The sequence below is a fragment of the Pseudomonas sp. SDO55104_S430 genome (genome assembly GCF_054070595.1).
Window position 1 is genome coordinate 1 of sequence record NZ_JBSVXG010000198.1, and the last position, 10,883, is coordinate 10,883.

The 10,883-nt window shown below is 61.0% G+C and carries 8 protein-coding genes; 3 read left to right on the forward strand and 5 right to left on the reverse strand.

Translation table 11 applies throughout. From position 1 onward, the window contains the following. Positions 1-69: 69 nt before the first annotated feature. The 4 genes from ACW9JE_RS24400 to ACW9JE_RS24415 form a co-directional block, all read right to left on the reverse strand. Entirely contained in the window at positions 70-852 is a 783-nt protein-coding gene (locus ACW9JE_RS24400; protein WP_224534018.1) for a siderophore-interacting protein, read from the reverse strand. Next, complete coding sequence (locus tag ACW9JE_RS24405) at positions 849-1,406, reverse strand: PadR family transcriptional regulator (RefSeq protein ID WP_457434186.1); 558 nt, start codon at positions 1,404-1,406, stop codon at positions 849-851. Before ACW9JE_RS24405 ends, ACW9JE_RS24400 begins: the two co-directional genes overlap by 4 nt. A gap of 179 nt (positions 1,407-1,585) precedes the next feature. Continuing rightward, positions 1,586-4,699 carry a transglycosylase domain-containing protein gene (locus ACW9JE_RS24410; RefSeq protein WP_457434187.1) on the reverse strand — a complete coding sequence of 1,038 codons (3,114 nt, stop codon included), beginning with the start codon at positions 4,697-4,699 and terminating at the stop codon, positions 1,586-1,588. Positions 4,700-4,921: 222 nt separating this feature from the next. Beyond that, entirely contained in the window at positions 4,922-6,082 is a 1,161-nt protein-coding gene (locus ACW9JE_RS24415; RefSeq protein WP_457434188.1) for an OpgC family protein, read from the reverse strand. Positions 6,083-6,319: 237 nt separating this feature from the next. Here ACW9JE_RS24415 and ACW9JE_RS24420 point away from each other — a divergent pair, with 237 nt between their 5' ends. From ACW9JE_RS24420 to ACW9JE_RS24430, 3 genes are read left to right on the forward strand one after another with little or no spacing between them, the layout of a single operon-like run. Next, on the forward strand, positions 6,320-6,694 hold the full coding sequence (locus ACW9JE_RS24420; RefSeq protein ID WP_224534008.1) for a GtrA family protein: 375 nt from the start codon (positions 6,320-6,322) through the stop codon (positions 6,692-6,694). After that, positions 6,691-7,632: a glycosyltransferase family 2 protein gene (locus ACW9JE_RS24425; protein ID WP_224534006.1), complete on the forward strand. Its 942-nt coding sequence runs from the start codon at positions 6,691-6,693 to the stop codon at positions 7,630-7,632. Before ACW9JE_RS24420 ends, ACW9JE_RS24425 begins: the two co-directional genes overlap by 4 nt. Position 7,633: 1 nt before the next feature. Then, entirely contained in the window at positions 7,634-9,142 is a 1,509-nt protein-coding gene (locus ACW9JE_RS24430; RefSeq protein ID WP_457434189.1) for a glucosyltransferase domain-containing protein, read from the forward strand. A 24-nt stretch (positions 9,143-9,166) separates the two neighbouring features. Here ACW9JE_RS24430 and ACW9JE_RS24435 read toward each other — a convergent pair whose 3' ends face one another. After that, positions 9,167-10,786 (reverse strand): FMN-binding glutamate synthase family protein, encoded by a 1,620-nt coding sequence (locus tag ACW9JE_RS24435; protein WP_224534002.1) that lies wholly within the window; start codon positions 10,784-10,786, stop codon positions 9,167-9,169. Positions 10,787-10,883 lie beyond the last annotated feature (97 nt).

Below are 10,883 nucleotides of genomic sequence, written 5' to 3' on the forward strand. Positions count from 1 at the left end.
CAGGGGACCGGGTGCACACCGATCTAATGTGGGAGCGGGCTTGCTCGCGAAGAGGCCCGCGCAGACGAATCAATCTTCGTCGCTGTCATCCAGCCGCCAATACCCCACCGCCTTCACAAACTGCTCATCCAGCCCATGCTCATCGAGCAGCACCCGGCGGATTTGCCGTGAGGTCCTGGTCTCGGTCGCGACCCAGGCATACAGGCTGCCGCCCGGCACCTGGATCTGTCTCACCGTGGTCAGCAGGTGGTCCTTGCCACCCTCGCGCAGCACCCAGATCACATTGACCTGCGCCGCGCTTTGCAGCTCTTGCTGCTCCTTGCCGTTCTCCACCTCGACGATCACCAGCGCCCGCCGGTTGGCCGCCAGGCCTTCAAGGCGTCGGGCTATGGCGGGCAGGGCGGTTTCGTCACCGATCAGCAGATAGCTGTCGAACATGTCCGGCACGATCATCGAACCCCGTGGCCCGCCGATGTGCAGGAACTGGCCCGGTTTGGCCTGTTCGGCCCAGGTCGAGGCAGGACCGTCGCCGTGCAGGACGAAATCGATGTCCAGCTCCATCGTGTTCAGGTCATAACGACGGGGCGTGTAGTCGCGCATCGCGGGCAGCGGTCCTTCGTTCTTGCCGCCCAGCACCATGGTCTCGAGTGCCGCCTGCTCGGCCGCGTTCTGCGGGAACAGCAGCTTGACGTGGTCGTCCGTACCCAGGCTGACGAAGCCGGCCAGCTCTGGCCCGCCCAGGGTGATGCGGCGCATGCGTGGCGTCAGGTCGACCACCCGCAGGACTTCCAGGCGACGACGTTTGATCTCGTGCATGACACGGTGGATGGATTGTTCGATCACTTCAGTCATTCGGTTTTCTCCGAAACGGCAGGGCCGTCGACAATGGCTTTGGCCGTGTTGTTGAGCAGGTCGCGCACCCTCAGGATTTCTTCCGGGCTCCAGCGACCGTGGTGCATTTGCAGGGCGTGGCGCAGGTTGTGCACCGCCTCGTGGATTTCCGGCGGCCGGTCATGGCCGCGCAGCGAACGCTTGCTGACTTCGATGCGCATGCGCACGCCGTCCAGCGCAATCGCCTGCTCGCTTAAAGACAGACGACCGACTTCGGTCACGCTGTAGCGTTTTTTTCCGCCATCGGCGTCGCCCTGGATCAGGTCGCTTTCCTCCAGGAACGTCAGGGTGGGATAGATCACGCCGGGACTGGGGCTGTAGGCGCCATCGAACATGTCTTCGATCTGGCGGATCAGGTCATAGCCGTGGCAGGGCTGCTCGGCTATCAGCGCCAGCAGCAGCAATTTCAGGTCGCCTGGGGCGAACACCCGGGGGCCGCGGCCGCCGCGTTCACGGCCCGGACGTTTGTCGAAGCCGCCGCCATGCTCGCGGTGGGGGGGATGATGGTCTCTCATTGGTACTTGCTCTCTTCATGTTTAGATACAACTTAAGATATATCTTGTGGCATGAGCAAGGCTTTTGTTGAGAATGACTTGCATTAGCCGACGAGCGGGGCAAGTTCGCGTCGATCAAACGAGAGGCAGAGGATATGAGGGGGAGATGAACCGGCCACCAGGCAGCCGGTCCCGAGCTGTCAGCGGCGAGCCACTTCAATTGGCAGGCATTCGGTGTTGCTGCCTGGTTGCAGGTAAGGCGTGAGAATCGGCGCCATGCCCTTGAGCACTTGTACGGGCAAGGCCGAGGTGAACTTGAAGTTCTCCGCCGAACGGCCCGGTACATAGGCGGTCAAGGTGCCGAAATGGTGATCGCCGATGTAGAACACGAAGGTCGCCGTCCGGTTGACCGATTTGGAACTGAGGATCCGTCCGCCGGAGCCGAACGCCTCGATGCGGTTATCCCCCGTACCGGTCTTGCCACCCATGCCCAGCGGCTTGCCATCAGGGGTGACGAAACTGCCCGAAACACGCTTGGCCGTACCGGCGTCCACCACCTGGGACAAGGCTTCGCGCATGGCCGTGGCGACTTCGGACGGCATCACCCGTTTGCCGACGTCGGGGTCGTTGATCAGCTTGGTCTCGTAAGGCGTGTTGGCTGCGAAGTGCAGGCTGTCGATGCGCAGCGTCGGCATCCGCACGCCGTCGTTGAGGATCGTGCCGATCAGCTCGGCGAGCGCGGCGGGGCGGTCGCCCGAGCTGCCGATGGCGGTGGCCAGCGACGGCACCAGATGGTCGAACGGATAGCCGACTTTCTGCCAGCGCTGGTGAATGTCAAGGAAGGCCTCGATCTCCAGCATGGTGCGGATCCGGTTGTCCCGCGCGCCCTTGTGCCGGCTCTTGAACAGCCAGCTGTAGACTTCCTGGCGCTCGAACTGACTGGCTTTGACGACGTCCTTGAAGGTGGCGTCCGGGTGGTTCAGCAGGTAGCCCATCATCCACAGGTCCAGCGGGTGCACCTTGGCGATGAAGCCCTGGTCCGGCAGGTCGTACTTCCCGGGGCCGTAGGACTCGTAGAGCCGCAGCAGGCGATCATCGGTGAGTTTCTCGGTGAGCTTGGCCTCCGCGAGGTGCGAGCGCACGAAAGCGTTGAAACTCTCCTGACTGGCACGGGGCAGCAAATAACGGTGCACGGCCGCCATGCGGATCGGGGTCGGGCGCATGCCGTCGAGGAAGGTTTCCAGGCGTTCCTGGGTGTCCTTGTTGCGGTACTTCTTCCAGAACTTGAGCAGGAACGAGGTGCCCTCGCGATCGGCGAACGAGGCCAGGTATTCCTGACGCCGCGGGTCGCGGTCGTCCTTGAGCAGTTCTGCGCTGCTATTGGGCCCGGAATAGGTGGTGTAGCGCACGATGTCGCGCATCAGGCGAATGAACGGCAGGTTGATCGACTCGCGAATCGAATCGCGCAGGGTCGGCAGGCGGCCGTTGTCTTCCTTGCGGAAGTTATGGAACGTGTGCAGCCCGCCACCGGTGAAAAACGCCTCGCCCGGGCTTGCCGAGTATTTGCGGTCCAGCGCGGCGCTGAGCAGGGCTGGCAGATTGCGGTCCTTGTTTTCGATCATGTAATCGACCACCCAGCGACTCAGGCGATCCTGATCCGGCACTTCGACTTTCTTCAGGTCCGGCACGCTCATGCCGGCATATTTGTCGTGCAGTTCGGCGATGATTTGCAGGTAAGTGGTCAGCACGCGCATTTTCGCCGTGGAGCCCAGTTCCAGCTTGCTGCCTTCGTTGATGTCGAACGGCTGGTCGGTGCTGTCGGTCTGCACCCGCACCCGCGAGCCGTCCGGGGTCAGCTCGAACAGGGTAAAGCTGTAGCGCACCTGGGTGGTGCTGGTGGGCGTCAGCAGGCGTTCGCCCATCAGGCCGATTTGCGTGGCGAAGGCAGGGTCGGCGAGTTTTTTCAGGTACGCCGTCGCCTGGGCTTGCAGCTCGCCCTGCAGGGTGCTGGTGGCGGAGAGGTCGAGGCGGTCGAGGTCGTACAGCGGACGATTGAGCAAGCCGGCCAAGCGGCTGCGGGCCACGCTGATGCCCTTGTTGGTTTCAATCGGCTGAATGGTCGGCTGGGTCGCCCAGTCACGATAGGTGACCTTGCTGGCCAGGGCGGCATCGGCAAACGGTTTGTCGATCACACCGTTCTGCGCCAACAGGCGAATGTGGCTGTCGGTGAGGTCGGCCAGCTCGTCGTGGCCCTTGGTCAGGTAGTGGGAAGGGCGGCGCTGGGCGATCATCAACGACAGCATTTCACGCAGGGCCAGGCCTTTTTCCGCCAGGCTCTGAGGATCGGTGGCATCACTGGCCAGGCGCTTGTTGGCCTCGTTGAAATCGGCGCCGTACCAGACCCGCAGACCTTCGGCCATGCCATGCACTTCGCCGTGTCCGGGCACGGCCGACAGCGGCACGCTGTTGAGGTAGTCGCGGACCACGTTCTGCCGGGCCTTGAGGGTGTCGGGACCGTCCTGGTAGGCGCGCACGCTGGCGGAGACCATCTGACGAATTTTCTCACCGCCCGACACGGTCAAGCCGTCAGGGGAGTGCCGATATTTCTCCAGCTGCGTCGCCAGGGTACTGCCGCCCGCCGACTGGCCAGGCAGGTGCAGCATCTTCGCTATCTGGGTATAGGCCGCCATGCCGAAACGTGGCCAATCCACCGCCGGGTTGGCCAGGGGCTGACGCGGGTCGAGCAGGAAGCGGTTTTCGATGAACAGCAGGCTGTTGACCACCACCGGCGGAATCGAATCAAAGCTGGGATACAGCTGTTGCGGGTAATTGAACTGGTACAGCGGCGCCGCCCGGCAATCGGTGATCGATAAACCGGCCTGGATCTTTTCCGAATAGGGCACGAAAAGCCCCTTGTCGATGTACTTCATCAACGCAGGGGAGAAGCGGGTCTGGGCGGAAATCACATAATCACGCTTGAGCAGGCGCGGCAGGAATTCATCCATCGAGCTATAGCCCAGACGCAGATCGAAAGGCCCGGCACCCGGATAACGAACCGCATCACTGGGACCGGGTTCGAGCTCATAATTCAAGGTCTTGGCGAACTTGCTCAACTCCCGGGCCTGAAACCTGGAAGTACGCATTTCCTTTTGCGCCGCCAACCCCACGACAATCGCAATAATCAGCAACAGCAACCAGAAAGCCTTCCAGCCGTGCTTGGAACGACGGGGTTTTTCAGGGGTAGGCGCTTGCTCATCCACTTCTTCAGTCGGGACCACGGTTTTACTCGAATCGGTTTGCCATAAAGCGCCCATAGTCGACTGATCCATTCACGCAGATTGATCGGACTTGACTGAAGCTTAGACGGTGGATGGCGATGGTGAAGAAATTGTGGGGCTGGAAGTGGGATGGATCCAGTTTGATCGGGAAGGAGGGGGGCTCTGCGCTGCGGGGTTCAGTGAAGATAAAAGGATTTATCTGAGATTGAGGATGGAGTCCTGTGGTGAGCGGACAAATCCCCTCACCACAAATGTTATCTACAACGGAACACGCTCAACCCCGGTAGGTGCTGCTGAAGGCTGCGATCTGTTGATCGTCTGATTCAACCGCTTGTTGAACTCAAGCCACGCCCCCATCAACGCCATCACCCCGGCACCCACCAGCGCAGTGAAGATCTGCATGGCGAAGGCGTCATTGGCCATGGCGTTGATCATGTCCGCCAGGGGCGCCAGCAGTACGCCCAGGCAGAAGATTTCCAGGGAGAAGCGGCCCATGCGGCAGCTTTGTCGGGCCAGCCAGTTTTGGGTCCAGCCGGTGTCGGGCAGGAGTTTGGCGGTGACGTAAGCCATGGCGAGGAAGTGCAGCAGGCGCACGGGCGAGAGGTTGGTCTTGCTGATCGGGTACAGCAGCTCGCTCAGGCTGGCCGGCATCAGGGCGTCGTGGATGTGTGGCCAGCGCCAGGCGATCGTCAGCACCCCGGCGACGATGACGTAGGCAGCGGCGGCCATGAACAGGGGCTGGCGCAGCAGGGGGCGGGTTTGCGCGGGACGTGTGCGTTGCGAGTGGATCGCGGCGGCGCCGCCGAGGACGAACAGCAGCTGCCAGGCCACCGGGTTGAAGTACCACACGCCGTCCTTGATCGCGGCCAGGTTCCAGCCGGCCAGCGGCACCATCAGATACAAGGCCAGCGACAGGCCGACCACCACCCAGGTCTTGCGCACCAGCAACGGCAGCGCCAGCGGCAGGCCTGCCAGCAGCACGATGTACAGCGGCAGCGGGTCCATCAGGTTGGGCTTGAAGCGCAGCAGCAGCTCATCGATCAACGCCTGTTGCGGGTCGCTGATGAAGTGGTGCATGCCCATTTCTTCCACCAGGTCCCGGGTTTCCACGTGGCTGTTGGCGAAGAAGACGATGCCCATCAGCATCGCCAGCAAAAAGATGTGCACCACGTACAGCACCCAGGCGCGGCGCAGGATTTTCAGGCAGGCGATCAGAAAACCTTCGCGCGCCAGCACTTTGCCGTAGGCCAGTACCGCGGCGAAACCGGCCAGAAACACGAAGACTTCAGCGGCGTCGCTGAAGCCGAAATTGCGCAGGGTGATTTGCCCCAATGGGTTGTGAGGCACGTGATCCCAGAAGATGAAGATCAGTGCCAGGCCGCGAAAAAAGTCGATCCGGTGATCGCGCGCTGTGGTCATGACGGCAAACTCGTAAACGGGTGTTGAACAAAGGAGTAGCGCAAGGCGCGAAAGGTTGCGCGCCGCACATCGGCGGCGCGCAGGGTGGCCCGATTCGCCGGTAATTGCAAAGTCGGGGTATTACGGGATGTTGATAAGGCGTTTAACCGCTGGTCTGAAAGGTCGCTTCACCTGTGATTTCTGACAGTAGACAAGCTCCAATGAGTGAAGCGAACGCGCTCAGTCAAGGACTTGAATATGAGACGGTTGTGGAAAGGCTTTTCCAGTTACACGGTGATCGGCATCGCCAACACCCTGATCCACTGGCAGATCTTTTTTCTGCTGAGTGTGGCGCTGGGGTGGCGCCAGGCGGCCAGTAATCTGGTGGCCTTCTGCGTGGCCGCTTCCTTCTCGTTCTACATGAACGGGCTCTACACCTTCGACGGCAAACTCTCGGTGGGCGGCTATCTGTTGTTCATGGCCGCGATGGGAGCCCTGAGTTTTGGTGTCGGCCATATCGGTGACCAGTTGCGCCTGCACGGCTTGCTGACCGTGGCGCTGTTCTCGGCGTTAAGCCTGATCCTGGGCTTCCTGTTTTCCAAATACGTGGTGTTTCGCGAGCGTGAGGCATGAAGCTCTCGCTGATCGTCCCGGTGTTCAACGAAGAGCAGGCGATCGATCTGTTTTACCGCGCGGTACGCCAGGAGTTGAAGCTGGGCGAGGCCGAGGTGGAAATCGTCTTCATCAACGATGGCAGTACCGACGGCACCGCCGACCGCGCTGCCGCGTTGGCAGAGATGGACGATCTGGTGATGCTGATCAATTTCTCACGCAACTTCGGCAAGGAACCGGCGCTGTTTGCCGGCCTGGAATATGCCACCGGCGATGCCGTGATCCCGATGGACGTCGACCTGCAAGACCCCATCTGCGTCATCCCGAAACTGGTCGAGCAATGGCAGAAAGGCGCGGATGTGGTGCTGGCCAAGCGCAAGGATCGCAACAGCGACAGCTATCTGAAACGCCACAGCGCGTCACTTTTCTATCACCTGCTCAATCGTATTTCCTACACCCGTATCGAGGAAAATGTCGGCGACTTTCGCCTCATGGACCGCAAGGTGGTCAACGTCATCCGCACCTTGCCCGAGCACCAATTGTTCATGAAAGGCGTGTTGTCCTGGGCCGGGTTCAACACGGTGGTGGTGGAGTACGAGCGCGCCCGGCGCGTGGCGGGCAGCAGCAAGTTCAATGGCTGGAAACTCTGGAACCTGGCGCTGGAAGGGGTGACGTCGTTCAGCACCGTCCCCTTGCGGCTTTGGACTTACGTCGGTGGTTTCGTGTCGATCTTCGCCGTGATCTATGCGGTGTACATGGTGCTGGACAAGATTTTCTTCGGTAACAGCGTGCCCGGCTATCCGTCGCTGATGACCGCCATTCTGTTTCTCGGCGGCGTACAGCTGATCGGCATCGGCATCCTGGGGGAATACATCGGTCGGATTTACATCGAGGCCAAGCACCGGCCCCGTTACGTGGTCAAGGATATCGTCGGCGGCAAGCCACAGCGTGAGGCCTGACATGGGCCGGTTCAGCGATTTTTTCGTGAAGGAGTTGGGCCGAAGGCAGGTCTGGCTGTTTTTCCTGCTCGCGACTTTTGTGTATGTCCTGCCGCTGATTCTCGCGGATTTTCCCTACATCGATGACAACTGGCGTTCGCTCTCGGCCGGCATGGCCTGGGCGGAGCAGGGGCGTTTGTTCAGCCAGCTGTTCTTCAACGCGCTGACCTTCACCGGCGCTGCACCGAATATCTTCCCCCTGCCTTTGCTGATCGCCACGTTGGCCATGTCCTGCGCGCTGACCAGCCTGGCTTTCCATTACTTCCGCCAGCCGAGCATCAGCTGCTGCCTGGTGGTTCTGCCGCTCTGGTACAACCCGTTTTTTCTGCAGAACCTGTCCTATCAATACGACGGCGCGCCCATGGCCCTGAGCCTGGTCGCGGTGATCTACGCGATCACGTTCCGCCACCCTTCACGCAACGTGCAATGGCTGGTGCCGTCGTTCCTGATCGCGCTGGCGCTGGGGCTGTACCAGATCAGCGTGAACGTGTTTGTGGGGCTGTGTTGCCTGGAGTTGCTGCGGGCTGCCAACAGCAGAAAGCCCTGGCCGCAATGGGGCGCGATGATCGGCTGGAAACTCGCGCAGGTCGTGCTGGGCTGGTTGATCTACTGGGTCACGGCCTATCCGTACATGGACCAGGGGCGCGCATTGTTGCTGAACTGGTCGGCGCATCCCTTGCTGCAGATCGACGTGAACATCGGTCGGGTGCTGGAAAAAGTCGTGCTGCTGTTTCATGGCGGATTTATCTGGGTGTTCGCTGGACTGGTGCTGTGCGCCATGGCCGGTGCCGTTCGCCTGGGAGAGGTCATTTTTCATCGCAGGGAAAACGGACCGAAAAGAATTCTGATGGGCTTGCTGTGCCTGGCGACCGTACCCTTGGTGTTGCTGTTGGTCTCGGGCGTGGCGCTGTTTTTCCGCGATTTCAATGAAGGTGCCCGAACCCTGATGGGTTTTGCCGTGTTGCTGGTGTTGCTGTTCTATCTGAGCCACCTCTCGCTGGAAATTGTGCACCAGCGATTGCCGTTGCTGTTGCTGGTACCGCTGCTGGCGATGCTGTCGCTGTCGTTCGCCTACGGTCGGGTGCTAAGCGTGCAGAAGACCTTCGCCACCAGCGCGCTGTTCAGCCTTGAGCGGGACATCAGCAGTCATCAGGCTCTACGTGAAGCAAAGCGTATCTACATGTCGGTGACCTATTCCGATCACTGGCTGTTAGGGGCGGCGGGCTCGTTCAAGCAGATGCCGGTGCTGCATTACCTGCTGAACATCGACTTCTACATGCTGGCGGAAAACCTGCCCAAGGTGGGCATCACCAACGTGGTCGCGGAGAGGGAGCGGCGCAATGCGACGCGGGTGGGCTATCAGCATTTCGCGCCGCTGGTGGAGAGTCCGTACTACCGGATTTTTCTTTTGGGCGACTACGGTTTCATCGTCATGAAAGAGCCGGCCCCGATCAAGACGCTTCGCTGGTGAAGCGTGTTGTCGGAGCCGTCCGCATCAGGCTGCAACGATCTCGTTCGGCTCGAAACTGTCGGCCCGCGCCATCTGCCACATCCGCGAATAGAACTCGCCATTCACTTCCCCGGTCAGCAATTCACCGGGTTTCAAGAACACATGCAACTGCGAGAACATCTTTATCTCGGTCGCCGACATGCGTCGTACAAGGTGCTTGGCAGACAGTTGTGACGGATGCTCAAGACCCGCCGCAGCGAGCATTTCCGCCAGCCCCTTGAGGGTGTTGCGGTGGAAGTTGTAGACGCGTTGGGCCTTGTCCGGCACCACCAGCGCGCGCTGGCGCAGGGTGTCCTGGGTGGCAACGCCGGTCGGGCATTTGTTGGTGTGGCAACTTTGGGACTGGATGCAGCCGATGGCAAACATGAAGCCGCGCGCCGCGTTGGCCCAGTCGGCGCCGATGGCCAGGACGCTGGCGATGTCGAAGGCGCTGACGATCTTGCCGCTGGCGCCGAGCTTGATCTTGTCCCGCAGATTCAACCCCACCAGCGTGTTGTGGACGAACAACAGGCCTTCGCGCATCGGTACACCGATGTGGTCGGTGAACTCCACAGGCGCGGCGCCAGTGCCGCCTTCCTTGCCGTCGATCACGATGAAGTCGGGGAGAATGCCGGTTTCCAGCATGGCCTTGGCGATGCCCATGAATTCCCACGGATGCCCCAGGCAGAACTTGAAGCCCACCGGTTTGCCGCCGGACAGCTCACGCAATTGCTGGACGAAATGCATCATCTCGATTGGCGTTGAAAACGCGCTGTGCCGCGAGGGTGACACGCAGTCTTCGCCCATCATGATGCCGCGGGTTTCAGCGATTTCCTTCGTGACTTTGTGCTTGGGCAGAATCCCGCCGTGACCGGGTTTTGCACCCTGGCTCATCTTGATCTCGATCATCCGCACTTGTGGCGTTTGCGCCTGTGCAGCAAAGCGTTCGGGATCGAAGCGGCCATCGCTGGTACGGCAACCGAAATAGCCGCTGCCCAGCTCCCAGGTCAAATCACCACCGTGTTCGCGGTGATAAGGGCTGATGCTGCCTTCGCCGGTGTCGTGGGCGAAGTTGCCGAGCTTGGCGCCCTGGTTCAGCGCGCGGATGGCGTTGGCGCTGAGCGAGCCGAAGCTCATGGCCGAGATGTTGAACACCGACGCCGAATACGGCTGGGTGCACTGTGGGCCGCCGACGGTGACGCGGAAACTGCTGGGGTCACTCAACGGCGCCGGACGCATCGAGTGGCCGATGAATTCGAAGCCGGACTGATACACATCGATCAGGGTGCCGAAGGGTTTGTCGGCGCTTTCATTCTTCGCACGCGAATAGACCAACGAGCGCTGGGCCCGGGAGAAGGGCAGGGCATCGCTGTCGGATTCGAGCAGGTACTGGCGGATTTCCGGGCGAATGCCTTCCACCAGATAACGGATGTTGCCCAGGATCGGGTAGTTGCGCCGCACCGCGTGTGGGCTTTGCAGCAGGTCGAAGATGCCGATCAGGCTCAGCACGCCGGTGACGGCGGTAATCGGCCAGAGCCAGTCATGTTCGAGGAAGGGCAGGCTGGCGAGGGTGAACATCACGCAGACGGCAAAGAAGGCGTAGCGGCTCAGGAGTGACAGGCTCATACGGTTTCCTTGGGTTCGGACTTGTTGTGCATACATTCATTTTCCCTGTAGGAGCGAGGCTTGCCCGCGAATGCGCCAGCACCTCCAACATCGATGT